The sequence below is a fragment of the Psychrobacter sp. WY6 genome, from assembly GCF_018448495.1.
In the GTDB taxonomy this organism is placed as follows: Bacteria; Pseudomonadota; Gammaproteobacteria; order Pseudomonadales; family Moraxellaceae; genus Psychrobacter.
The window spans coordinates 531961-555440 of sequence record NZ_CP049902.1; the positions used below are offsets into that span (position 1 = coordinate 531961).

General features: G+C 44.0%; 20 protein-coding genes, 2 tRNA genes and 6 pseudogenes. 11 read left to right on the forward strand and 17 right to left on the reverse strand.

Going from position 1 to position 23480, the window contains the following annotated elements; translation table 11 throughout:
• Positions 1 to 14: 14 nt before the first annotated feature.
• Genes G7Y90_RS02635 through G7Y90_RS02645 form a run of 3 tightly spaced genes read right to left on the reverse strand, consistent with a single transcriptional unit; the run spans position 15 to position 1839 of the window.
• A complete protein-coding gene (locus G7Y90_RS02635; protein ID WP_250163320.1) occupies positions 15 to 587 on the reverse strand; it encodes an aldehyde dehydrogenase family protein in 573 nt (190 codons plus the stop codon).
• A complete protein-coding gene (locus G7Y90_RS02640) occupies positions 580 to 1491 on the reverse strand; it encodes an aldehyde dehydrogenase family protein (protein ID WP_250163321.1) in 912 nt (303 codons plus the stop codon). The genes G7Y90_RS02635 and G7Y90_RS02640 overlap by 8 nt, the downstream gene beginning before the upstream one ends.
• Before the next feature lie 48 nt (positions 1492 to 1539).
• Complete coding sequence (locus G7Y90_RS02645) at positions 1540 to 1839, reverse strand: RidA family protein (RefSeq protein WP_250163322.1); 300 nt, start codon at positions 1837 to 1839, stop codon at positions 1540 to 1542.
• 246 nt (positions 1840 to 2085) lie between these two features.
• Here G7Y90_RS02645 and G7Y90_RS02650 point away from each other — a divergent pair, with 246 nt between their 5' ends.
• From G7Y90_RS02650 to G7Y90_RS02660, 3 genes and pseudogenes are all read left to right on the forward strand, one after another.
• Entirely contained in the window at positions 2086 to 2991 is a 906-nt protein-coding gene (locus tag G7Y90_RS02650) for a LysR family transcriptional regulator (protein WP_250163323.1), read from the forward strand.
• A 109-nt stretch (positions 2992 to 3100) separates the two neighbouring features.
• A complete protein-coding gene (locus tag G7Y90_RS02655; protein ID WP_250163324.1) occupies positions 3101 to 3895 on the forward strand; it encodes a YdcF family protein in 795 nt (264 codons plus the stop codon).
• A 181-nt stretch (positions 3896 to 4076) separates the two neighbouring features.
• Positions 4077 to 5599: pseudogene (locus tag G7Y90_RS02660) on the forward strand (phospholipase D-like domain-containing protein).
• 98 nt (positions 5600 to 5697) lie between these two features.
• Here the strand turns inward: G7Y90_RS02660 and G7Y90_RS02665 are convergent.
• The 7 genes and pseudogenes from G7Y90_RS02665 to rsmH all read right to left on the reverse strand — a co-directional run bounded on the left by G7Y90_RS02665 (position 5698) and on the right by rsmH (position 15406).
• Positions 5698 to 6630 carry a putative RNA methyltransferase gene (locus G7Y90_RS02665; RefSeq protein WP_349773389.1) on the reverse strand — a complete coding sequence of 311 codons (933 nt, stop codon included), beginning with the start codon at positions 6628 to 6630 and terminating at the stop codon, positions 5698 to 5700.
• Between the two features lie 252 nt (positions 6631 to 6882).
• A pseudogene (gene mraY / locus G7Y90_RS02670) lies at positions 6883 to 7997 on the reverse strand (phospho-N-acetylmuramoyl-pentapeptide-transferase).
• A 3-nt stretch (positions 7998 to 8000) separates the two neighbouring features.
• Positions 8001 to 9454, reverse strand: a pseudogene (locus G7Y90_RS02675) (UDP-N-acetylmuramoyl-tripeptide--D-alanyl-D-alanine ligase).
• Between the two features lie 282 nt (positions 9455 to 9736).
• Positions 9737 to 11446: a UDP-N-acetylmuramoyl-L-alanyl-D-glutamate--2,6-diaminopimelate ligase gene (locus tag G7Y90_RS02680; RefSeq protein ID WP_250163325.1), complete on the reverse strand. Its 1710-nt coding sequence runs from the start codon at positions 11444 to 11446 to the stop codon at positions 9737 to 9739.
• Between the two features lie 71 nt (positions 11447 to 11517).
• Positions 11518 to 13626: a peptidoglycan D,D-transpeptidase FtsI family protein gene (locus G7Y90_RS02685; protein ID WP_087813660.1), complete on the reverse strand. Its 2109-nt coding sequence runs from the start codon at positions 13624 to 13626 to the stop codon at positions 11518 to 11520.
• The gene (gene ftsL / locus G7Y90_RS02690; protein WP_201560602.1) at positions 13623 to 14120 is read right to left on the reverse strand and encodes a cell division protein FtsL; all 498 of its coding nucleotides are present in this window, start codon (positions 14118 to 14120) and stop codon (positions 13623 to 13625) included. The genes G7Y90_RS02685 and ftsL overlap by 4 nt, the downstream gene beginning before the upstream one ends.
• Before the next feature lie 241 nt (positions 14121 to 14361).
• A pseudogene (rsmH, locus tag G7Y90_RS02695) lies at positions 14362 to 15406 on the reverse strand (16S rRNA (cytosine(1402)-N(4))-methyltransferase RsmH).
• Between the two features lie 474 nt (positions 15407 to 15880).
• Here rsmH and gltX point away from each other — a divergent pair.
• Positions 15881 to 17406: pseudogene (gene gltX, locus G7Y90_RS02700) on the forward strand (glutamate--tRNA ligase).
• A gap of 253 nt (positions 17407 to 17659) precedes the next feature.
• Here gltX and G7Y90_RS18805 read toward each other — a convergent pair.
• Both G7Y90_RS18805 and G7Y90_RS18810 read right to left on the reverse strand, forming a co-directional pair.
• Positions 17660 to 18087, reverse strand: a pseudogene (locus G7Y90_RS18805) (transposase).
• A complete protein-coding gene (locus G7Y90_RS18810; protein WP_502937392.1) occupies positions 17970 to 18506 on the reverse strand; it encodes an IS630 transposase-related protein in 537 nt (178 codons plus the stop codon). The pseudogene G7Y90_RS18805 and the gene G7Y90_RS18810 overlap by 118 nt, the downstream one beginning before the upstream one ends.
• A 352-nt stretch (positions 18507 to 18858) precedes the next feature.
• Here G7Y90_RS18810 and G7Y90_RS02720 point away from each other — a divergent pair, with 352 nt between their 5' ends.
• The 4 genes from G7Y90_RS02720 to G7Y90_RS02735 are packed head-to-tail and all read left to right on the forward strand — an operon-like array spanning position 18859 to position 20469.
• On the forward strand, positions 18859 to 19212 hold the full coding sequence (locus G7Y90_RS02720; protein ID WP_045456530.1) for an IS630 transposase-related protein: 354 nt from the start codon (positions 18859 to 18861) through the stop codon (positions 19210 to 19212).
• Entirely contained in the window at positions 19187 to 19696 is a 510-nt protein-coding gene (locus G7Y90_RS02725) for an IS630 family transposase (protein WP_250163914.1), read from the forward strand. Before G7Y90_RS02720 ends, G7Y90_RS02725 begins: the two co-directional genes overlap by 26 nt.
• Before the next feature lie 19 nt (positions 19697 to 19715).
• Positions 19716 to 20249, forward strand: coding sequence for a hypothetical protein (locus tag G7Y90_RS02730; RefSeq protein WP_250163328.1), 534 nt, complete (start codon positions 19716 to 19718; stop codon positions 20247 to 20249).
• A 55-nt stretch (positions 20250 to 20304) separates the two neighbouring features.
• The gene (locus G7Y90_RS02735; RefSeq protein WP_250163329.1) at positions 20305 to 20469 is read left to right on the forward strand and encodes a hypothetical protein; all 165 of its coding nucleotides are present in this window, start codon (positions 20305 to 20307) and stop codon (positions 20467 to 20469) included.
• Between the two features lie 45 nt (positions 20470 to 20514).
• Here the strand turns inward: G7Y90_RS02735 and G7Y90_RS02740 are convergent, their stop codons facing one another.
• The 4 genes from G7Y90_RS02740 to G7Y90_RS02750 form a co-directional block, all read right to left on the reverse strand.
• On the reverse strand, positions 20515 to 21033 hold the full coding sequence (locus tag G7Y90_RS02740; RefSeq protein ID WP_250163915.1) for an IS630 family transposase: 519 nt from the start codon (positions 21031 to 21033) through the stop codon (positions 20515 to 20517).
• Positions 21008 to 21274 (reverse strand): IS630 transposase-related protein, encoded by a 267-nt coding sequence (locus tag G7Y90_RS02745; RefSeq protein WP_349773390.1) that lies wholly within the window; start codon positions 21272 to 21274, stop codon positions 21008 to 21010. The genes G7Y90_RS02740 and G7Y90_RS02745 overlap by 26 nt, the downstream gene beginning before the upstream one ends.
• Entirely contained in the window at positions 21228 to 21356 is a 129-nt protein-coding gene (locus tag G7Y90_RS18365; protein WP_349773391.1) for a hypothetical protein, read from the reverse strand. The genes G7Y90_RS02745 and G7Y90_RS18365 overlap by 47 nt, the downstream gene beginning before the upstream one ends.
• A 101-nt stretch (positions 21357 to 21457) precedes the next feature.
• The gene (locus G7Y90_RS02750; protein WP_250163330.1) at positions 21458 to 21637 is read right to left on the reverse strand and encodes a hypothetical protein; all 180 of its coding nucleotides are present in this window, start codon (positions 21635 to 21637) and stop codon (positions 21458 to 21460) included.
• A 113-nt stretch (positions 21638 to 21750) separates the two neighbouring features.
• Here G7Y90_RS02750 and G7Y90_RS02755 point away from each other — a divergent pair.
• Positions 21751 to 21826: transfer RNA gene (locus G7Y90_RS02755), tRNA-Ala, on the forward strand.
• A gap of 147 nt (positions 21827 to 21973) precedes the next feature.
• Positions 21974 to 22049 (forward strand) — tRNA-Glu (locus G7Y90_RS02760).
• A gap of 159 nt (positions 22050 to 22208) precedes the next feature.
• On the opposite strand, the gene G7Y90_RS02765 is transcribed toward G7Y90_RS02760, so the two are convergent.
• Positions 22209 to 22508 carry a peptide-binding protein gene (locus G7Y90_RS02765; protein WP_109591994.1) on the reverse strand — a complete coding sequence of 100 codons (300 nt, stop codon included), beginning with the start codon at positions 22506 to 22508 and terminating at the stop codon, positions 22209 to 22211.
• A 284-nt stretch (positions 22509 to 22792) separates the two neighbouring features.
• Here G7Y90_RS02765 and G7Y90_RS02770 point away from each other — a divergent pair, with 284 nt between their 5' ends.
• Positions 22793 to 23446 carry a LysE family translocator gene (locus G7Y90_RS02770; protein ID WP_109591996.1) on the forward strand — a complete coding sequence of 218 codons (654 nt, stop codon included), beginning with the start codon at positions 22793 to 22795 and terminating at the stop codon, positions 23444 to 23446.
• Positions 23447 to 23480: the final 34 nt, after the last annotated feature.

A 23480-nucleotide genomic window follows, 5' to 3' on the forward strand; every position in this document is an offset into this window, starting at 1 on the left:
TTGTTAAGACATTTTTAGTACGCTTTTTGATAAGCGGTCTTCACGATGGTATAGAACTCTTTGGCATATTGACCTTGCTCACGCGGGCCAAAGCTTGACTGTTTACGGCCACCAAATGGTACGTGGTAGTCGGTTCCTGCAGTCGCTAGATTGACCATAACGCAACCTGCTTGCACTTGCTCTTTGAACATCGCACTACTACGCAAGCTTTGGGTGATGATGCCGCCCGTCAGACCAAAACGCGTGTCATTGGTCATGGCAATCGCTTCGTCCAAATCCTTGACACGCATCACACAAGCTAACGGAGCAAACACCTCTTCTTGGTTGATATCCCAGCTGTTGTCCGTCTCGGTAAATAACGTCGGCGACATATAGTAGCCGTCATGTGGCATCTCTAACCGCTCACCACCAAAGGCTAAATTGGCACCTGATTGCTTGGCCTTTTCGATCCAGTCCATGTTTGATGCCAGTTGTTTATCATCGACGACAGGTCCCATAAAAATACCGTCATCAAGCGCATGTCCGACCTTTAAGGTTTTCATTTTGGCAATCACACCTTCGACAAAGGCGTCATGAATACTATCCATGACGATGAGACGAGGAGGAAGCGGTACATTTTTGTCCCGAACCGCCAAACGCACCAGCCACTGCCGCATCGATAGCAACTTGCAAATCGGCATCGTCAGCGATAACCAAGGCGTTTTTGCTGCCCATCTCAAGCTGACAACGAATAAAGTTCGGTGCCGTCGCAGCAGCGACCTTGCGACCTGTTGGTACAGAACCGGTAAAGCTAACGGCATCGATATCTGTAGAATTGATGAGTGCATCACCGACTGACGAGCCGCCACCCAGTAGCAGGTTGAATGTGCCTTCTGGCATGCCTTGACGGTGGATAATCTCAGCAAATGCCACTGCACTAGCAGGCGTTAAATTCGCAGGCTTCCAGATAACACTGTTACCAAATGCTAACGCTGGCGCGATTTTCCATACAGCAGTTGCAGTTGGAAAGTTCCAAGGAGAGATAATTGCGACCACACCGACAGCTTCACGGGTGACTTCGACTTTGACCCCAGGACGTACTGAGTCAGCAAGGTCGCCCATTTGACGTAAGACTTCAGCGGCATAATAATGAAAGAACTGACCAGCACGATAAATCTCACCGCGACCTTCCGCAAACGGCTTGCCTTCTTCAAGAGACAACAGTGTACCTAGCTCATCACAGCGAGCAATCATTTCATCGCCAATCGCTTGTAGGATAGACTGCTTTTTTTCTAAAGGAGTCGCTTCCCATTTTGGCTGAGCGTGACGCGCCGCTGCAATAGCGTCTTTGACTTGATCGCCACTGGCCTGTGCGAACTCACCGATAGTGTCAGTGATATCAGATGGGTTAATATTGGCAATGGTATCGATGCCCGCTTGCCACTCACCATTGATATAAAGTGATTTGGTTGGGTCTTGCTGCAATATCTGTTGGGCGGTATGGGCTGACATAAGAGCTTCCTTGATAAAGTATTAAAAGATGGAATATTAAAATTAGTTTTAAGGCACAGCGGCATATACAACCAGCTCAACCAGCATTTCTTCACGAGCCAGTCCTGCTATCACGAGCGCTGCCCGATTTGGATAGGGTGCTTCAAAGTATTCAGCATAAACTTGATTGACGGTTTTTAGATAGTCGCGATCGGTCACATAGATCATGACTTGTAGCACCGAATCCATGCCAACATTGGCACATTCTAATGTGTGCTTCAGATTATCTAGCGTTTGACGGGTTTGCGCTTCGATACCACCTGCAACCACGTCACCATTTTCATCAATAGGAATCTGCGCAGTGTACAACGTACCATTGCTGGTGATTGCCCATTCTAAAGGGGCTTTAGACGCATAAAGTGAGGTTTTGATGGCTTGTTTGGTTGAATGGTCGTCATGTCGTCATATCCTTTGATCAATGATTGGGCAGCGATTGCTATAGAGTTATCCTACCCAAGTACTAACGATAAATCTAACTAATTAAATTTAGAATATGATAGATTTAATCTATCGTTTAGAATAAATCATTGAACAATAGCCTTGGATGGTATGGATATGAAGCTACAGCAACTGCGACATTTTTTATGCGTGGTAGAGGAAGGTGGCTTTCGGGCGGCGGCGGATCGCGCCAATCGCTCGCAAGCGGCGTTGTCTGCCTCGATAAAGGAATTGGAAAAAATACTAGGTCAGCGCTTATTTGAAGGAGGAAATAAAGCAACACTCACGCCTTTTGGAGAGACTTGTTTACCCAAAATCGAGCAGTTTATGACGATTTATCAAGCGCTAAAGGATGATTTAAAAGGAGCAGCCGCTGGCGATAAAGGCAAAATAAGGATTGCAAGCGTGCCATCACTGGTGACAAAACTCTTGCCTAGCGTGTTGGTTGAATACTCCAAAAGATATCCTGATGTCGAGATTGTACTAATAGATGATAACTCTGTCGGTGTGGCCAATCGTTTATTGGCAGGTGAAATCGATTTGGCATTGGGCAACTGCACCAGTATCGATCAATCAAATATAGATTTCACCTTGCTCATATCTGACCCGATTGGCGTGGTCTGCTTAAAAAGCAATTCGTTAAATCAACCAATAAAACCTTCAAGAAACCATCAAAAAACAGGGCTTAAATGGCAACAACTGATGACCCAGCCTTTTATCTATAATGGCACTTGCCGATTGCTCGAAAACACCCCAGCCGAGGTACTCAACCGTAATGCGCGTTACACGGTCGAGAATATTACTTCCTTATTTTCATTATTACGCAATGATCTTGGCATCACCACCCTACCCAAGCTCGCCTTTCCATCGAATGAGCCAGAATTGGTATGGCTCGACTTACTTGAACCTGCCTTAGACAGACAAATTGGTATTTTTAAATTGGCAAATAAAACGATTTCACCGCCAGCACAAGCGTTTCATGAATTGTGCATTCAGTATGTCCAGAATCACTATATTTTATAAAGACAGGTTAAAAAAAGGTTGAAAATGGGTTAAGACATACCTCACTACCGCCTACTTTTATAAGCCACTATCAGAAACTCCATTCACTTGAATAAAAGCGTCTTTCACTATGTCTAAAGGTTTAATTTCCGTTATTCGTGGCCTCTTATCTGTTATCGGCATCATACTTATCATCGATTGCGCTGCATTGATGGTCGTCGGTAAAGTCAACTTCGGCTCGGTTGTACCTTTTTTAGTCGGCATGGTTTTTGTCATACATGGAATGTTTTGGCATGCAATACGCAGGTTTTGCAGCCAACATTATGGCTTTAACTGCCTTTGGTATGGGTTATGGGCTGTATTTATACTTTGGTTGTTGAGCTTCGCTCTATTTATTTGGTCATTGCAACAGCAGATTGCGCTTAGCCAGCAGCCTGCACCGACAGTGGCAGCGATTATTATATTAGGCTCAGGCACGGTTGCAGGTAAGCCGACACCGACGCTCGCCAAGCGCTTGGACACCGCTGTGCCCCTTATCGAGACGCAACCAGATGCTTTGGTGATGACCAGTGGTGGCGTTGGTTTTCAGCGTACACGTAGCGAAGCCGATATTATGGCCACGTATTTGCATGAGGCACATGGCGTGCCATTCGAACGCATTTTACAAGAAGGTAAAAGTACCAGTACGGAAGAAAATCTCGCTAACAGCCGAGCGTTGTTAGAAGCAAAAGGGCTGTCTATCACTGATCCTATCGCCATCGTTACCAGTGATTTCCATAGCATTCGCGCAGCCAGCATTGCGCGACATCAGGGCTATACACAACCGATCACCGTCGCCAGTCCCACGCCTTTATCCATTCGTTATAACGCTTGGTTTCGCGAGTATTTTGCCTTTGTCAGTGGCTGGTTGTTAGGAGAGTATTGATGGAGGTGTATACTTCACCAGCTTAAACAAGCTTAAACAAGCTTACTGCTAAGTATCATAGCTCCAGCGTTGTCGCATTGCTGTTTTTACCAATCAAAACGGTGGTAATTTTACAGTGCGTTATAATCAGTAAGAACCGCTGATAAATACTGCAAAAAAAATAATAATGATGGAGCGCATTATGCTATTGGATATCTTTTTAACTGTTCATTTTATGCTACTGATACTGATCTCTTTGCGAGTGCTTGCGCGCCATGATCTGACCTCGCCCGCTCGGCTTGCTTGGCTCGTCATATTGTTCATTTTGCCTTATCTGGGGGTTGTAATTTATTGGATGTTTGGTGAGGTGCATCTAGGACGCGATTTTACGCGCAAACGTAAAGAAATCATCGATAAATTAAGCGCACATAGTCCTGAAGTACTTGGTGATGACATCGCTTTGTCGGAGGCTATCAAACCTGAATACCAAGCGGCCTTTGCCTACTCTGCCAATGCAACTGGCTATCATACAACGGTGGGCAATCACGCAGAGCTGATGGCAGATGCGGCTGAGACGCGCAAACGTATGATTGCCGACTTTGATGCAGCGACCGATCATATTCATGTGCTGTATTATATTTGGCTAATCGATGGTATGGGAATCGATACTGCTCAAGCACTCATACGAGCGGCAAGGCGCGGCGTCATATGCCGAGCAATGGTTGACGGTATGGGCTCACGAAAAATGGTCGGCTCAAAGATATGGCAGGAAATGATAGAAGCTGGCGTACAAGTCAGTGTTGCCCTACCAATTAGTAATATTTTAAAGGTACTCATGTTTAGCCGGATTGACTTGCGAAATCACCGCAAGATTACGGTTATTGACGGCAAAATCGGCTACTGTGGCAGTCGCAACTGCGCCGATCCTGAGTTTCGTGTAAAGCCAAAATTTGCGCCGTGGGTAGACATTATGCTGCGGGTCGAAGGACCAGTGGTGGCACAGAATCAGATGTTGTTTGCCAGTGATTGGCTGACTGAAAATCCTGATACGCCGCTTGACAGCTTTCCTTATTTTATTGACCCACAACTAAAGCAACAAAAATCCCCACAGCCAGAAACTGATGAGCCTTTACCAATAACATCACCGCCACCTTTACCAGTCACATTGCCGCCAAAAGGCTTTGCTGCACAGGTTTTTTCTGATGGTCCTACCCAACGACGCAGCACCACGCCGCAATTTTTAGGTGTCTTAATTGGTCAGGCAAAGCGAACCCTGATCATCTCAACGCCTTATTTTGTGCCTGATTATTCGCTCGTCAGCATTTTGTGTGCGACCGCTTATCGCGGTGTACAAGTAACCATGATTTTCCCAAAGAATAACGACTCAATAGTCGTGGCTGCTACCAGCCACAGTTATTACTGGCAGCTGCTTGAAGCGGGGGTCAATATTTACGAATAAAACCCGGTCTATTACACGCAAAAACCTTGACCATCGATGGCGAAATCAGTCTGATTGGCTCGACCAATTTAGACTTGCGTAGCTTTGATTTGAACTATGAAAACAACATTGTGTTTAGCGATAAAACGCTCACAGCGGCCATCATTGAGCGACAATACCAGTATATCGCTGATTCTGAAGAAGTCACTCGTGAGCAAGTTGAAAACTGGCCGTTATCTTATAAAATCTGGAATAACATTGTCGCCACGATGGGACCTGTTTTGTAACCCATTATTAGGGCGTGTCCTCAATTCAATTGATCATATCTAAACGGGCTAAAAATGAGATAAATGTCATGAAAAAATACTAATGACCTTAAGCCATTCTATTCAGCTGTCTTCTGCAAAATATAGATGACAAACTTAGCTTGTGTCGTAAAGGGTTCTGTTTCGACCGCTGCTAGTAGCGCCTGTCTTTTTTCATTAAGCGCGCGATAAGCATAAGGCGTCATGGTCATCAAATCAGCCAAATCAGCGGCTGACAACGTCATCTCGGTACTGACATGCTCCGTACCCATTAGCGTGAAATATGGAGCCAATTCATGCAAAAACTTATCCGAATCATGCTCCCGGACGTTGTCAAATAACGCTTCGCGCATCGTCGCTAGATGCCCGATATCTGGCTTGGCAATGATTAAATAACCGTCTGCAGTCAATACCTCATTGAACGCGTCTGGCAAGATAGGGCTAAAGATACTGCTAATGCCCTTTATGCTATGCGCGCGTAACGGCAAATGGGCAGCGCTGGTAACAAGCGGATAGATGACTGCCGACTTGGCTGTCGCATTAGTAACACTGTCTTTAACTTGCTGATACCAAAGACGCCCCGCCGCTTTGCTTGTTTTCGCAAGCTCTACCACAGCCGGTTTACTGATATCTGCGGCGATGAGAGTATCCATGCCTGTCTGTGCCATTGCCTGCGTGTAATATCCTTCACCGCAGCCAATATCCAACCAATTGATTGCCTTGCTATCCTTTGTAGTTATCGGCTCAATTGCTGAATCAGCGACCGACTCATTTTTCGCCAACAATTCCCTCATTTTTTGGCAAATAAGCGTCTGCAATGGCTGATAATGTCCAGCGTTTAAAAACCGTTTGCGCGCATCAATTGATTGCTGGCTATCGCCCGGTGCTTTGGATTTTTTTTGTTGCACGGGCAATAAATTAACATAACCCTGACGTGCCACATCAAATGGATGAGCGGTTTGTTTTGGGTGCAAGCTGCCATCGCAGCGCCACGTATCTGCGGCAGGCTGCATGGGTGATTGGCAAAGGGGACAAATAAATAAGCTCACAAGTATCTCAACGTCATCGCAATATGGCTGCCATTTTAACAAAATTCAGGCTTACTGCGTGATAAAAGGCGCGATAAACAATGCAGGAAAGAAAATGTAGAAAACAAACTATTCGCAACCAAACTATCAGCAACCAAAAAAAAGGCCACCTCAACTAAAGTGAGATGGCTTTTGCGAACATGATATTCATATTAATGTTCGAGCGATATGGCTGTGCTAACGCAGTTTTAAGGTCATGAGCCCAAGGATGACGAGAATAATGGCAATAATCCAAAACCTTGCCACCACTTGCGTCTCTTTCCAGCCAATTTCTTCAAAGTGATGATGCAATGGTGCCATCCGAAAGACCCGCTTTTTACGCAGCTTATACGAGCCAACCTGTAACATGACCGATAACGCTTCGGCGACAAATAGACCACCCATAATTGCAAAAGCAATCTCTTGACGGGTCATAACGGCAATCGTACCGAGCATCGCCCCGAGAGCAAGCGCCCCCACATCGCCCATAAATACTTGGGCTGGATGGGCGTTGAACCATAAAAAACCAAGCCCTGCACCAATCATCGAACCACAGACAATGAGAACCTCGGAGTTATAGGCAATATAAGGCACATGTAAGTAGTCAGCAAAGCGTACATCACCTGATACATAAGCCATCGCGCCCAAACCCGCCGCAACCAAGACCACGGGCAAAATAGCTAAACCATCCAAGCCATCGGTTAAGTTGACGGCGTTAGAAGCCCCATTAATCACAAAGTAGGTAAAGATAATAAAGCCAATACCAAATGGTACTGCCGAAAAAGGAATCATCCAATCTTTAAAAATCGGTAGCAGCAAATCCTGCATCTCACGCGTGGTCGCGATATCTGGCTGCAAGGTGGCGATATAATACAAAGACACACCGAACAAAGCACCCATAGAGAGCCAAAAAATTTCTTGCGAGCAATTAAGCCTTTGGGATCTTTATACTTAATTTTTAGCCAATCATCTGCCCAGCCGACCGCGCCAAAGATAATCATGACAATGAGCAAAATCCAAACGTACGGATTATTCAAACGCGCCCATAGTAAGGTGGACACGCCAATCGCACTTAAAATCAGCACCCCACCCATGGTCGGCGTACCAGTTTTCGCCAAATGCGATTGCGGACCATCATTGCGAATCGCTTGACCATATTTCAGTGCACGCAGACGTCGAATGACAGGGCCACCAAAAAACATGCTAAATGCGAGGGCGGTAATGACCGCGAGTAACGCTCGCAGCGTCAACGAAGACACCGCAGAAAACGGCGTGTAATACTGGCCAAGCCAGCCAAACAACCAAACTAACACCGCCTACTCCTCGATTAGCGCATTGATAAGGGTTTCCATTTGCATGGAACGAGAACCTTTAAACAGCACCGTACAAGGCTGCGCCTGCTGCGCTTGCAAATACGGCTTCAAATACGCCAATAAACTGTCTTTATCAGTAAACGCATGGGCATTGATGCCAGAAACCTCTTGTGCACCCGCCACGGTAAAAGGCGCGTATTCACCAACACACAGCACATTGATGCCCGTTGTTGCAATGGTACGACCCAAGCTTTGATGCTCGCTAACCGCCGCCTCTCCCAGTTCTGCAATATCGCCCAGCACCATGACTTGCGTGCCCGTTTGCGCCGCTAGTACTTTTGCTGCCGCTCGCACCGAATGCGGATTGGCATTATATCATCAATCAAGCGATGCATACCCAGTAATTGACTGTTCAAGCGCCCTTTAGCAGGACGCGCATTTTCAAGCCCGACGACGATATCACTAACATCGATATTTAGTGCATGGGCACAAGCAGCAGCGGCTAAAGCATTATTGACATTGTGCTCGCCCGCTAGTGGCAAGTTGATATCATGGACTTGATTGCCGATATGCAACTTAAATTCACTGCGCTCAGGCTCGACATCTAAATGGCTGGCACTGACATCAGTATTACCAAAGCCAATCACGTGTGACGTATATTTTTCAGCGATACGGCGTAATTGATTGGTAAAATCATCTTTATCAGGAACGATCGCAAATTGGCTGTCATTCAAGGTATGGTAAATCTCAGCCTTGGTTTGGCAAATCCCTTCACGGCTACCAAACTCACCCAAATGCGCCGTACCAATGTTTAAAATACACGCGACATCTGGCTTTACAATCTCGGTAGTATAAGCAATTTCGCCAATATGGTTTGCGCCAAGCTCTAGAATGGCATAACGATGGTGGTCGGATAATTCGAGCAACATCATCGGCACACCCAAGTCATTATTTAGGTTACCACGGGTAATCAATGTCGGTGCTAGTCTGCCAAAGATACTACCCAGCATCTCTTTACAGGTGGTCTTGCCGCTAGAGCCAGTAATAGCAATGACGGTTAAATTTTGATGCTGTTGACGACGATACGCAGCCAATTGTCCTAGCGCCAAACGGGTATCGCTCACCACTAACTGCGGAATGCTATTTGCATCAGCCGTAGCAATAGGGCGAGCGACGATAGCCGCAACCGCACCTTGCGCGATGGCAGTATCGATATAATCGTGACCATCAAAATTATCACCCGTTAACGCTAAAAATATATCACCAGGTTTTATCGTACGGGTATCGGTGGCGATACGAGTGCTCATGACATCATTTACTGAAGTGTTTTCTGAGTCGGATTGCCCCTCACTCAGCTGCCAATGCCCATTGAGTGCTGCGGTTGCCGCGAGCAGATTGTCTGCTTGCCAAACATACAGCCCTTGCGACTGAATGCTGTTATCGTTGTCGGCTGTCATAATGATTACCTTATATATATGATGACTACTTATTTATTTTTATAGTTAACGACTAGGGCGTGTCTTCAATTTAATCGATTATTATATAAATGGACTAAAAATGGCTAAATTTTGCCAAACATCGTCAACTAGCTTATTAATATCTCGATATTATTTGCGCTACTTTCCTTGTTTGACGGTAATTTATCTCATTTTTATTACCATTTTAAATGAGGACACGCCCTAATACTTTTTAGATAGCATGAAAAACTGACTGTAAGCGCCATTATTTACATATAAATGCTATAAACGCCCTGCTTGTTTTAAGGCGTTTTGCAAAATAACACTGTCGTCAAAATCATAACGAACATGGTTAATTTCTTGATAGGTCTCATGACCTTTGCCAGCGATAACGACCATATCATCAGGTGCTGCTTTATTAACTGCATATTCAATGGCGGTTTGGCGCGCAGGCTCAATATAGGTACGCTGATATTGCTCACTCGTCATGCCTGCTTGCATATCTTGCAATATTGCATTGGGATCTTCGGTGCGTGGATTGTCTGCCGTTAACACGACTTTATCCGCGCCTGCCAAGCCTGCTTGCGTCATCAAAGGACGTTTGCCCGCATCACGGTCGCCACCGCAGCCAAACACTGCCCACAGCTGACCCTTACAATGGGTCTTTAGGCTGGCAAGCACTTGGCTTAAGGCATCTGGCGTATGCGCATAATCAACGATAAAGCAACCATCATTAGACGGCACACGCTGCATACGTCCAACCGCACCTTGTAGCTGCGGCACCACTGCGGCAATACGCTCAAGGCTAATGCCTAAAGCGACGGCAGCTGCCATTGCGGCAAGCAAATTGGCAACATTAAAGCGCCCCAATAATGGGCTGACGATACCTAAATGATTAACTTCGCCATCGCCTAAATCAGTACGTAGGCTAATCTCAACACCTTGTAAGCTTGGTTTGATTTCAGCCGCAACAAAGGTCGCAGATTTTGATGATTCTAAACTATACGTCCAGACCGTTAAATCACTGGCATGTGCGGTGTCGAGCATAATCTGCGCAGAGTCATCATCGATATTAATGATAGCGTGTGTCAAATCTGGAAAATGCGCTTTATCAAACAGTCTAGCTTTTGCTGCTGCATACTCTGCCATATCGGCATGGTAGTCTAAGTGGTCACGGCTAAGATTGGTATAAATCGCCACCGACACTGGCATACCTTGTAAACGTTGCTGATCCAAACCATGTGAGCTGGCTTCCAATGCCAATAACTCAGCATTCTCTGTACCCATTTGATATAAAAACTGCTGAACTGCTAAGGCATCACCCGTGGTATGGCTGGCTTGCACCAAAGCGCCAAGCCTACCATTCCCTGCCGTGCCCATAACTGCGCTGCTCATACCTGTCAGCTGCGTCAATTGCGCCACCAATTGACTGATAGTCGTTTTGCCATTGGTGCCCGTCACCGCTATGACAGTTGGCAAGGTCACGGGCTGCTGATACTGCAAACGTGCTTGAATGAGCGTCCCTAAAAAATCACGAATATTGGGCACGTATAAAACAGGGCAAGGCAGTGCTGCTAATTGCTGCTGCACTTTAGTAGCACTATCATTTGGTAAGGTGATATCGGCGTGATTTGATATGCTAATCGTGTTAAGTAAAGCCGTAGGATCTATTTCTGATAGGATAAAAGCCGCATGTTCAGCGGCTTGATAGAGGTAGTCACGGCTTTTTTGACAGTTTGGTATGTGGCTTTTTAATAACACAAACACATCGTTCGGCTCTAGCTGACGAATGTCTAAACGAAACTGCAGGAATGGAATATCAAGAAACGAATTCATTGGTTTTGAATCCGCTCCAACCAATGTCGTCTGAGTCGATAGTTTTTGCAATGCCTGCTCTGTACCTACACCATGCCTGCTATTGCTAATACTAGATTCAGTCAGCTGTTGCAAGGTGACTGGTGTGATGCTTGGCGACGAGGGTGACAGGGTCATTGGCAAATCCTATACGGTTAAAACACATCAAATAGTTAAAAACTGAACATTAAAAAAACTTACGTTTAAGCCTATAGATCTTCCGTTTTTAACGGCTTATCTAAGGGTACATTGTATAAACGCAGCGCCTCTTTCATGACATTATGAAAGACTGGCGCGACTGTTAAACCAGCATAAATCTGACCACGCGGGTCTTCGATGAGCATCACGCCGACCAGCCTAGGGTTGGATGCTGGCGCCATACCCGCAAAAACGTTGCGGTATTGGTCAGTATAGTAGCCACCTTTTGGATTGATACGGCGCGACGTTCCTGTTTTACCAGCGACGCGATAACCGTCAATCGCAGCACCTTTAGCAGTACCACCCGGTTCGGTAACACTTTCCATCATTTGTACGATAGACATCGCTTGCTCGTGTGCCATGATACGCTTGCTTGGCTGCGGCTTGTCATCTTTAATGAGGGTCAATGGGTGCATGACGCCACCTGCCGCCAGCGCCGAATAAGCCTGCGCGACCTGAGCCAGTGTTACCTGTAGACCATAACCATAACTGACCGTTGCACGTCTTGATGTTTCTTTTTCTTTTGGTGTGACCACCAGCCCACTACCTTCCCCTGGGAATTGTAGCGGTGTCTTTGAACCAAAACCAAATTGCTTTTGCATATTGGTAATGCCATCAGCTGGTAAAGACAAAGCAATCTTAGTCGAGGCAACGTTACTAGATTTCTGTAATAGCGTTGCCATCGTTATCCGCCCTAAATTATTATGGTCACGAATGGTATAACCACGGACACGGATAGAGCCAGGATTGGTATCGATTAAGGTAGTGGCGGTATATTTTCCTGAGTCTAAAGCCGCTGCAACGGTGAATGGCTTCATGACTGAACCGGGTTCAAAGACATCGAGCAGCGCACGGTTACGTTGGTTTTCACCAGTCATCTCATTCAGGTTATTAGAATTAAAAGATGGCCATGTTGACAAGGCAAGCACTTCACCCGTTTGCACATCAACAATCATGCCTGTTGACCAGCGCGCTTTTTGCAAACGCCCTGCTTTCTCTAGTTCTTTATAAAGCAAATACTGCAAGCGCGAATCAATGGTCAACGCCACATCTTTACCTGGTATTTCTGGTTCAATCTGTTTAATTTCTTTTAAACTGTTTTGTTTGGCGTCTTTTAGCACCAACACTTTGCCATCATCACCTGCCAGCTCAGTCTCATATTGGCGTTCGATACCAGCACGACCTTCGTAACCACCTTCAGGATCGCTGACATTTTGACCCATAAAACCCAATAGCTGCGAGTTTGGTTGTGGCTGCGGGTAATAACGTTGGAAAAAGTTTTTTTCATAGACGCCAGGAAAATCAAGGGTGCTGACACTTTGGGCAATCTCAGGCGTTACTTTATTCAGTAGCGGCAAATAGTGCGAGCCTGCACCCGATGGCAGCGCTGCTTTAACTGCTGCTTCATCGGTTACATCAATACTATCGTCGATAGCAGTAACTTTTTTCAGCTCAGTGACCGAAATATTCGCAGCAGCTGCAAGCGTGGTCAGATCCATATTATCCAAACGCTTTTGCATACGCGCAACGAGCTGTGGACTCTCAGGATTGGTGATAATAATACGCTTAAGCTCATAATATTCGCGCGCGTAATCATGCGGACTAAAAGAGACCGTCGCCAGTGGTGCACTGACTGCAAGTGGCAAATTATTGCGATCGGTAATCATACCTCGATAGGATTTTTGCGTGCGCACGCTAGTGATGAGCTCATCACCTTTGTCTTGATAAAACTGGGCATTGGCAACTTGTAAATAATAAGCACGGGCTATCAGCAAACCCAAGACAACCAATGCAATGACCCAAATAGTACGGAAACGGTTTTTGTCTTGCTCAAAACCGCCGCGAGAGGAAGCGCCAGACGCTTTACCCAAAAACCCTCTTTTATTTTTCAGGTTTTTGACACTGGTATAAGCGCCTTGCTCTTCACTTTTTTTCAATCGATCAAACAATTTAGCCTTACGGTTGCCAGAGGATTTTTTTTCAGCCGTACTGCCTGTTTGTCCCGATTTGGCTGCACTGGCAGGACGTAAGGGCTTAGTGACCTTACCGCTAGTTGGCTTTTTATTCGCATTTTTCGCGGTCGTTTTACCGCTATTGGCATTAGGTTTTTTATCACTCATTGTCCTGCCTCCGCTACCGTGGTATCGGTGATAGGAGCATCAGGCGATATATCCGTAGAAGCCCGTGGTTCGATAACGTCAGACTTATCCTCATCTGAGTCAGTATCGACGACTGGCACCTGTGCTGTGGCAACACCCGGCTGGATAATGAGCTTATCTTTTAGCGTCGGTGAAAACATACCCAGTTCAGCCACCGCACGGCTAGCAATTTGCGGCGTCGCACTAAAAGTCTGCTGTTCAATGAGCAAACGCTGATGTTCGACTTGCAGATTACGCTCTTGTTTTTTCATGTCTTGCAAGGTTTTATAATCCTGATGATATTGCTGAACGCCTTCGGCTGTTTTGATACCGCTCCACACAATCGCCACTGCTAACAGCAATAGCACCACTACATAGATACTAACCACATTAAATCGGCGTACAAATAGCTCGCCGATATCGGTGTTATGCGGCATTGCAGCACGACGGTTTGCAGGTTTGTCAGATATTGCCATGACGCTCTCAAAAAGTGGACTTCAAGTATGAAAATTGGCAACTGTTTTAGAGCGGTAAGACGCTTTGTACAGAACCATCAATAAAGTAAAACCAAACGAAAAAGGAACAGCCGAGCCTAGCAGATAATGTTTACAGATTTTTAACAGCCGCGTAAGTATTCAGACTTTCTATCCTACTAATTGCCAGCAACCAATCACCAGCAACGCAGCCAAACCCCTCTATAACATCACGCTACCTGTGTTATTGCTCAACACTTGGTAGATAGTCGGTATCAGTACGAGTCGCCATGCGCAACCACGCACTACGCGCGCGTGGATTTTGACTGGTTTCAGCTTTGCTTGGACCCACGCGTTTAGGCTTGCTAAAGTAGCGTGGACGCTTCGGCGGCATCGGCAAATTCTCATCCTCTGGATATTGCCCTTTACTATGACGCTGCAAAAACTGCTTGATACGGCGATCCTCTAGCGAGTGAAAACTAATCACTGCTAGCTGCCCGCCTGACTTTAAAATCGGAATGCTTTGTTCTAAAAAGTCGTCAACATCGCCAAGCTCATTGTTAATAAAAATGCGCATCGCCTGAAAACTTTGAGTCGCTGGATGCTTACCGCGCTGCCAATTAGGATGCGCCACTTTAATCACTTCAGCCAATGCCAAAGTAGAGTCATAACTGTCCATCTGCTTAATAGCACGGGCGATACGACGACTGACGCTCTTCGCCAAAATCATAAAGCACATTAGCCAAAGTCTCATCGTCGACTTTTTCTAACCACTCAGCGACCGACTGCCCACGACTGGTGTCCATACGCATATCGACCGCACCGTCACGCATAAAACTAAAACCACGACTGCCATCATCAATTTGCGGCGATGAGATACCCAAATCTGCCATCAAGCCATCAACTTGAGTGATTCCCATTGCCGCTAGACTATCCGTCAACGTCGCAAAACTATCGTGCACCACTTTTACGCGACTATCGGTCTTTGCCAATTCGCGCGCGACACTAATCGCTGTAGGGTCTTTATCAAAAACAATCAAGGTTGCATCATCGGCCAGCTGACTCAATAGCAAGCGGCTATGGCCACCACGGCCAAAGGTTGCATCAACGTAGACGCCACTCATCTGCAAGCTATTTTGGTTGTCACTGCTTTGTTCTGCATCGTCTGTTTGCTTAGGTAGCGCTTTGACACCCAGCACTGCCGCGACGGTTTCTTGCAATAACACCGCATCATGAACAAAGCTCAATTCATCAGAGCTGGCTTTATCAGTGACAGACTCTTGATTCAACTGATTAGTAGAGTCACTCTCTACCACAAAATCATTTTCCACAGCAGACAGCTCAGCCGCTGATGCAGCATTAACAGTGGCTAAAGAAGAGTCTATTTTAGAATCTTGCTTAGTATTCGGCGTATTTTTTGGCTTATTATTCAATATGGACACAAACGACTCAGTAGATGACGACCATTTTGGTCAGTAAGAGTGAAAAATCAGATGAAAATAAACAAGTTATGACTTGTCTAACATTATTATCGCAAGGATACACGGGTAGTCAAGCGCTAGACGGGCATTTCGTTAAAAATATTCCATCTCTCTGTTATACTAGCGCTATATTTTACGCTATTTTTCTACATGACGGCTATTGTTTGTGCCGTATTTTTTATTCAAACTTGTCATTCATATTTATCATTAGCATTTTTAACTGCTATTTTTTTCATTTTTCACAGCCATATTCATCAACTACCCTATTCTGAGAATTTTATGATGCAATCATCGACTTCAACTAACAGCACGCGCCCTGTCCGCACCCGCATTGCGCCATCGCCTACTGGCTTTCCGCATGTCGGCACCGCTTATATTGCCCTATTCAATTTAGCTTTTGCTAAAGCCCACGGCGGCGAATTTATTTTACGTATCGAAGATACGGATCAAACGCGCTCAACCGAACAATCTGAAAAAATGATTTTGGATGCGCTGCGCTGGGTCGGTCTCGACTGGGCGGAAGGTCCAGATATTGGAGGCCCGCATGCGCCTTATCGTCAGAGCGAGCGTAGTGATATTTATAAAAAGCACGCCGAACAGCTCATAGAAAACGATCATGCATTCCGCTGCTTTTGTACCAGCGAAGAGCTCGATGCCATGCGAGCTGCGCAAATGGCCAATGGTGAAACGCCACGTTATGACGGTCGCTGTGCCCATTTAGCACCTGAGAAAACTGCGCAATTGGTCAGTGAGGGCAAACCGCATGTCATTCGTATGCGTGTGCCTACCGAAGGCGTCTGTCAAGTACATGACATGTTACGCGGTACGGTTGAGATTCCTTGGACACAAGTCGACATGCAAGTGCTGCTAAAAACCGATGGCATGCCGACTTATCATTTAGCCAACGTTGTCGATGACCATTTGATGGACATCAGCCATGTGCTACGCGGTGAAGAGTGGCTTAACTCTGCGCCCAAGCATCAGCTGCTCTATGAGTATTTTGGTTGGGAGATGCCTGTACTTTGCCATATGCCACTGCTGCGTAACCCAGATAAATCAAAACTGTCTAAGCGTAAAAACCCAACCTCTATCACTTACTATCGTGATGCTGGTGTGCTCCCTGAAGCGTTGCTCAACTACCTCGGTCGTATGGGCTACTCGATGCCTGACGAAGCTGAGCAATTTACCTTAGAAGAGATGATTGCGAGCTTTGATATCCAGCGTGTGTCGCTCGGCGGCCCTATCTTTGATATCGAAAAACTAAACTGGCTCAACGCAGAATGGCTACGCGCGCTTACTCCTGAACAGTTAAAAAATAAAATCCTCGATTGGGCAAATAACAGTGACAAGCTTACGGCTATCGCAGCGGCGATTCAGCCTCGTATTGAGCTGTTATCTGATGCAGTTAATTGGGGTGGCTTCTATTTCCAAAACTTACCTGCTATCACTGCGGAAAGCTTTACCCATAAATCGCTCACCCCTGAGCAAATTACTGAGATGCTGCAACTAGCGCTTTGGCAGCTAGAAACCTTGCCAACGTGGTCAGAAGAAATATCTACGCCACCTTAAAAGGTCTTGCCGCCCATCTTGATATTAAAATGCGTGACTTTATGGCACCATTCTTTATCGCTATCGCTGGTAGCACCTCATCGACGCCTGTCATGAATTCTATGGCAATTATCGGCGCTGATATGACCTTGACTCGCTTGCGCCATGCAGTTGACGTGCTTGGCGGCTTAGGTAAAAAGAAGCTAAAAAAACTTGAGAAACAAGCAGCTGAATTGCCAGACTTTTTGGCAGCTGAGTAGCGATACATGAGTCGATTTAAAAAATTTTATAACAGCTGTTCAAGTTATCCTAATCAATATATTAGGATAACTTTTTTTGGTAAACACTTACTTAGTTTACCAAAAAAAATTTTTAAATAAAATATTCTATATTTATTAATAATAAAACTAAGTTACAACCTCTCGTTTTTAGATAGTTTCTGGTGCGTGTCAGTAATGATATTGCAATTAATCATAAGTAGATCTGAAATTTATAAAATTAAATTATCTATAGTCAGTTCAAAACAAAATTGTTATGGTTAGGACAAACATCATAAAACAACTTGGATAAGTCGTTTTCCAACCAGCCTTGGCGTAGAAACTTTACTTGTGCCCATTTCTTTTCAATAGGGTTCAAATCAGGGCTGTACGGTGGCAGCCATAGAATACGATGACCATGCCTGTTCAGTAGCTTTTGAATACGCTTACTCTTATGAAATCTGGCATTATCCATCACAATCACGCATTTGGTTTTAAGACTTGGGATTAGGGTTGTTTGCACCATTCGTAGAATATGCTGCTGTTAATGTTGTGCTTAAAGTAATCTAGTGCAAACAGCATCTTGTTATACAGAGCGCCGATAACGTTGGTTCGCTTTTTACCTTGCCAGTTGTAGCTATCGATACAAGGCTTACCAATCGGTGCATAACCATGAGAGCGAATGGTCTCAGACTCAAAGCCACTTTCATCCATATAAACGATGGGATAGCCTTGCTGCCTAAAGCTATTAAGCTTACTCTGATATATCGCTCTTTTGATCGGACAGGCTTTTGGTGTTCTAAGGTCTTTTTTTGACTGATGCCTAGGCGCTTTAGGGCATGATAAATGCCTGTTTTACTACAGTTTAAGCGACGAGCTCGCTCATACTGGTAATCATCGGGATACTCTTTGACATCATTAAGTAGCACGTCATCTGGTATTTTATAGGGCTTGGTTTGCCTGGTTGTTTTACTATGAACACGCCGCTTCCAGTTCTGTATGGTGGTTGGGCTCAGATTATAAAACTCAGCCGCCTCGGCAAAGGTCATACCCTCGTCTAAGCTTTTTAGTACCTGTTTGCGAAAATCTAGTGAGTAAGTCATGGTCTTTATAATAACAATTGGGTTTGATAATTAGTTTATAACACTTTTAGGTGGAATTGACTATATTGAAGTTGATATTCTAATAATAGAAATATGCATTCTAAACTTTCATTACCTCCATTATAAAAAATACTACTTTTCAATTAAAAATCGGTTAAGGTAATATGCCATGAAAAATATGTTTAAACAGTATGATTATAATTTTACAGAGCAAGAATACCGTCATATTTGGGAAAATTCTTTATTTATTTTGATACCAATATATTACTCAATCTTTAGATACCAAGATATAGTCAGTTCTTTTTAAATAAGATACAATCGTTTTAAAACAAGCGAAATGGCAGAATAACAAATGACCTATTCAGCAGATTTTCGAGCACAAGTGATTAAAAGTGTCAAAAACAAAGACATGAGTATCCGTCAGGCTTGTACTTTTTATAATATTAGCAAAACCGCATTACAGCGCTGGCTCAAAGATTCAAGTATCAAACAAACCCGGAATAAACCACCGACTAAAATACCGAATGAAGCACTCTTAAAAGACGTTGAACAACATCCAGATGACTATTTATATGAGCGAGCTAGGCGATTCAACTGTAGTAAGACCGGCATGCACAATGCTTTAAAACGCCTAGGTATCAGTCAAAAAAAAGACCTTAGAGCATCCAAAAGCCTGCCTGATAAAAAGAGCGTCGTATCAGAGTAAGCTTGATAGCTTTACACAGCAAGGCTATCCCATTGTGTATATGGATGAAAGCGGCTTTGAGGCTGAAACTATAAGACCTTACGGATACTCACCGATAGGCAAACCCTGTATCGACAGCTTCAACTGGCAAGCAAAAAAGCGCACTAATGTCATCGGTGCTTTGTATAAAAAGATGCTGTTTGCGCTTGATTACTTTGAACAAAATATCAACAGCCATATATTTTATGACTGGTGCAAGTTCACGCTAATTCCAAGTCTCAAGACTAAATGCGTGATCGTTATGGATAATGCCCGCTTTCATAAGAGCAAGCGTATTCAAAAACTACTGAACAGGCACGGTCATCGTGTTCTATGGCTGCCACCCTACAGTCCTGATCTAAACCCCATTGAAAAGAAATGGGCTCAAGCTAAGTTTCTACGCCAAGGATGGAGAATAATCTGCCTAAGCTATTTCAGGATATGGGCTGTATTTATTTTATTGTGAACTGACTATACTTGATGATATGTATAACCATGCAGAAGTCAAAAATTTTCTAATGTATGACGCAGAGTTTTTCCTTAAATATTCTAGAGATTACCTAAAAGCGAGTGTTTCAGAAGAAACTTTGCAGGAGGCAGGTGAAACAAGAATACTATTGAACCAGCTTATAAATAGTCAAGCTCAGAGTAATCTACAAGCTGAGCGTATTCTACAATCTGAATCATATTTGAGAAAAATAAAGGGGATTCTAAAACTCCAACGCCACAAACAGAGCCATGAATTTGAAAGGTACGAGAGTCATTCACCTAATGATGAGCAAATAATATATTGTGTAGAATGCTCTAGTGATAGCATGATACCTGAAAAGAATAGTGAAACAGGATATCGGTGCGTTTACTGCGATAACGAATATAGTGATGATATAGAAAGTGATTGTACAATATGTGGTATCACATGGCCTTCTGATGATTTACGAAGAGTTGTATGGACTGATGAAGGTGATGAGATAATTTGTCCACGATGCAGAAGAGATCCTAGCTATGTCAAAGATGACTAACTATCATTAGGTGAAATTATAGTTGTAAAAATAGCTTTACCGAAAGAGAAGTATTATGAATTCGATAATCCAAACTACATTAGAATATTTACTGGATGCTAACATGGCCGCCAAAACCGTCACGATAGAAAGCAAAGATTATGTCTTTAACACGCTCAAAGAAGCACAGAAATATTATGACGCCATCGTAAAGAGCTTTATGATGCACAGCTTACCCTGACAAAGGGTCAAGATTTCGAAGATTTGAAATGGATATATAGTCAGTTCAAAACAAAAGTGTTATGTCTAGGACAAACATCATAAATAATTTGGATAAGTCATTTTCCATCCACCCTTGGCGTAGAAACTTCACTTGAGCCCATTTTTTCTCAATAGGGTTCAAGTCTGGGCTGTACGGCGGCAGCCATAGGATACGATGACCATGCCTGTTCAGTAATTTTTGGATACGTCTACTTTTATGAAACCGAGCGTTATCCATGACAATCACGCATTTGGTTTTAAGGCTTGGGATTAGGGTGTGTTTGCACCAATCGTAGAATATGCCGCTGTTAATGTTGTGTTCAAAGTAATCCAGTGCAAATAGCATCTTTTCATATAGAGCCCCAATGACGTTGGTTCGCTTTTTACCTTGCCAGTTGTAGCTGTCGATACAGGGTTTGCCTATCGGTGCATAACCATGAGGACGAATGGTCTGGCTTTCAAAACCGCTTTCGTCCATATACACAATGGGATAACCTTGCTGTTTAAAGTTATCAAGCTTACTCTGATACGCCGCTCTTTTTATTGGACATGCTTTTGGATGCTCTAAGGTCTTTTTTTTGACTGATGCCTAGGCGTTTTAAAGCCTCACAAATGGCTGGGGCAGTACAGTTGAACCGTCTTGCTCTCTCATAGTGATAGTCATCAGGGTAACGCTCAACGTCTTTGCGTAGTGCATCATCCGGTATTTTTGATGGCGTAACATTGCGAGTGCTCTTACTATGCAGCCGTTTCTTCCACTTTTGAATAGGTTGGACTAATGTCATAAAAAGAGGCTGCCTCGGCAAAGGTCATGCCATCTGCTAAGCTTTTAAGAACTTGTTTGCGATAATCTAGTGAGTAAGTCATGATAATTGAGTATATCTGTTGAGATGTTTTATCTTATAACATTTTTATACTTAATGCACTATACTACTTACTGTGGTTATACCAATCATAATCTAGACAAATTAAGCAAGTTTGACATCACTGGCTTTAAAGGTATAAGAACCGTCAGAGAAAAAGGCGGTCAATACATACCGACTGAATGCAGTGCTATTATCTTTTCTGATGGCAGCGAAGAAGAGTTTTTCACCGATAAAGCCATCAAAGAGATCTCTCTTAAGCAAAATCCACGCTAATTTGGGCATATTAAGCAGCTAAAATAGCTTTAAACGCTTTTTTTCAAATATTTATGCATTATTTTTAAAATAGTAGTTGACAGGACTGCCGGTCTTGCATAAAATACGCACACTCTTAGCGAGGGGCTATAGCTCAGTTGGTAGAGCACTTGCATGGCATGCAAGGGGTCAACGGTTCGACTCCGTTTAGCTCCACCATACTATTTATTGCAACGCTCAGTACTACTGAAACGTAATCATAAATACTCGCTAGTAGGACGATATCAGCACCTAGGCAATGCTTATTTATTAAGCTATCTGATATTGTGAAATACCGTTGTAACCATTGGTTATAACACTCTATGCGTCCCCATCGTCTAGAGGCCTAGGACACCGCCCTTTCACGGCGGTAACGGGGGTTCGAATCCCCCTGGGGACGCCACTATTCGGCGTCACTTATTAGCACTTTTGCTTAGCATCAGATTAGACTAGTAAGCGAACAATAAAAAGCCCAGTCATCATACGGTGACTGGGCTTTTTTATGTCTATTGGTTTTGTTATATCCAGTTCATTATAGTTTGGATAAGCTGAAATTAATATATCAACGATCATAACAAGAGACAAACTCTCTAATCGCCCAGCCCCAATGCCTGTATTCGCCCTTGTAATAGCCTTCTAAATATACCCACGGACGATTTTTATTATCATAAGTGGTATCTGTGACATACACCTCGCGATCATTACGCAGCTTATTAATAACCTTGCCATTAGGTTCATCACGAATATTTAATGGAGTACCCGTCGGATCTGTTACTTTGCAAACTCTCTCGGCATGCGCGGCATTTATCCCAACCGTCGTGGCCAAAACAGATACAGCAATGGTATAAGCCAAACGTTTCATCTTAAATCCTTATTATCAACAAATGTCTTATTAATCTCTGATATCTTATCAGAGTTCACATTGCGGTATCTGCGATTTTATAAGATATTTACGTTTTATTGATTTTGATAAAGACTGAAGCCATAACCTGCTTTATGGTTTTTAATATCAGTATTTATTGAATGATTTATTCTATTGCCAACCCGTAAGATCCTCGCTACCATCAATCCTATAAGAATTTTATAGAATGTATAAATACTTTATAACGTAAAAATTTTTAGGCTTAACACAAGGACGTTTTAACCATGTTCGGGATTGAGAACTATCTAGGGTTTATCATGGCAGCTATTTTGTTAAACCTGACCCCAGGCACGGATAGCATGTACATCATTACCCGTAGTATTTCGCAGGGGCAAACGGCAGGGTTTTATTCTGTGTTGGGTATTACTTCAGGCATTCTGGTGCATACGCTACTGGCTTCGCTAGGATTGTCCGTGTTGCTGGCTAACTCCCCTACGGCATTTATGCTCGTAAAATATATTGGTGCCAGCTATTTGTGCTATCTAGGCGTCAAAATGCTCATAAGTAAACAACAGCCTTTGATAGCCGCGAGTTTGCAGGATGACGAGAAGCCAAAGCCCGTTCAGCCTTTAGATCACTGGCAGATATATAAGCAAGGTGTGCTCACCAATACCTTTAATCCAAAAGTTGCATTATTCTTTTTGGCGTTCTTCCCTCAGTTTATCGATGCCAGTTATGCTTATAGCATGGTGTCGTTCGTCATTTTAGGACTGACCTTTGCTGTCACTGGCTTTATATGGTGCTTATGCTTAGCATTATTGGCGTCAAAATTCAGTGAGAACCTGAGAAAAAAGCCCTCTATCGAAGCCATTTTAAACAAGATAAGCGGTGTGGTATTTATTGGCTTGGGAATTAGGCTGTTGACTGAGAAGGGTTAAATAAACGTTTTTAAATTATGTGGGTTAAGGCATG

Bases quoted from the DNA above. Each gene is read 5' to 3' on its own strand.
- G7Y90_RS02635 (WP_250163320.1), bottom strand. From the start codon at position 587: ATGGATAGTATTCATGACGCCTTTGTCGAAGGTGTGATTGCCAAAATG.
- G7Y90_RS02640 (WP_250163321.1), bottom strand. From the start codon at position 1,491: ATGTCAGCCCATACCGCCCAACAGATATTGCAGCAAGACCCAACCAAA.
- G7Y90_RS02650 (WP_250163323.1), top strand. From the start codon at position 2,086: ATGAAGCTACAGCAACTGCGACATTTTTTATGCGTGGTAGAGGAAGGT.
- G7Y90_RS02655 (WP_250163324.1), top strand. From the start codon at position 3,101: ATGTCTAAAGGTTTAATTTCCGTTATTCGTGGCCTCTTATCTGTTATC.
- G7Y90_RS02665 (WP_349773389.1), bottom strand. From the start codon at position 6,630: ATGCAGCCTGCCGCAGATACGTGGCGCTGCGATGGCAGCTTGCACCCA.
- G7Y90_RS02680 (WP_250163325.1), bottom strand. From the start codon at position 11,446: ATGACCCTGTCACCCTCGTCGCCAAGCATCACACCAGTCACCTTGCAA.
- G7Y90_RS02685 (WP_087813660.1), bottom strand. From the start codon at position 13,626: ATGAGTGATAAAAAACCTAATGCCAATAGCGGTAAAACGACCGCGAAA.
- ftsL (WP_201560602.1), bottom strand. From the start codon at position 14,120: ATGGCAATATCTGACAAACCTGCAAACCGTCGTGCTGCAATGCCGCAT.
- G7Y90_RS18810 (WP_502937392.1), bottom strand. From the start codon at position 18,506: ATGACTTACTCACTAGATTTTCGCAAACAGGTACTAAAAAGCTTAGAC.
- G7Y90_RS02720 (WP_045456530.1), top strand. From the start codon at position 18,859: ATGACCTATTCAGCAGATTTTCGAGCACAAGTGATTAAAAGTGTCAAA.
- G7Y90_RS02730 (WP_250163328.1), top strand. From the start codon at position 19,716: ATGTATAACCATGCAGAAGTCAAAAATTTTCTAATGTATGACGCAGAG.
- G7Y90_RS02735 (WP_250163329.1), top strand. From the start codon at position 20,305: ATGAATTCGATAATCCAAACTACATTAGAATATTTACTGGATGCTAAC.
- G7Y90_RS02745 (WP_349773390.1), bottom strand. From the start codon at position 21,274: ATGACATTAGTCCAACCTATTCAAAAGTGGAAGAAACGGCTGCATAGT.
- G7Y90_RS18365 (WP_349773391.1), bottom strand. From the start codon at position 21,356: ATGACTTACTCACTAGATTATCGCAAACAAGTTCTTAAAAGCTTAGCA.
- G7Y90_RS02750 (WP_250163330.1), bottom strand. From the start codon at position 21,637: ATGCCCAAATTAGCGTGGATTTTGCTTAAGAGAGATCTCTTTGATGGC.
- G7Y90_RS02765 (WP_109591994.1), bottom strand. From the start codon at position 22,508: ATGAAACGTTTGGCTTATACCATTGCTGTATCTGTTTTGGCCACGACG.
- G7Y90_RS02770 (WP_109591996.1), top strand. From the start codon at position 22,793: ATGTTCGGGATTGAGAACTATCTAGGGTTTATCATGGCAGCTATTTTG.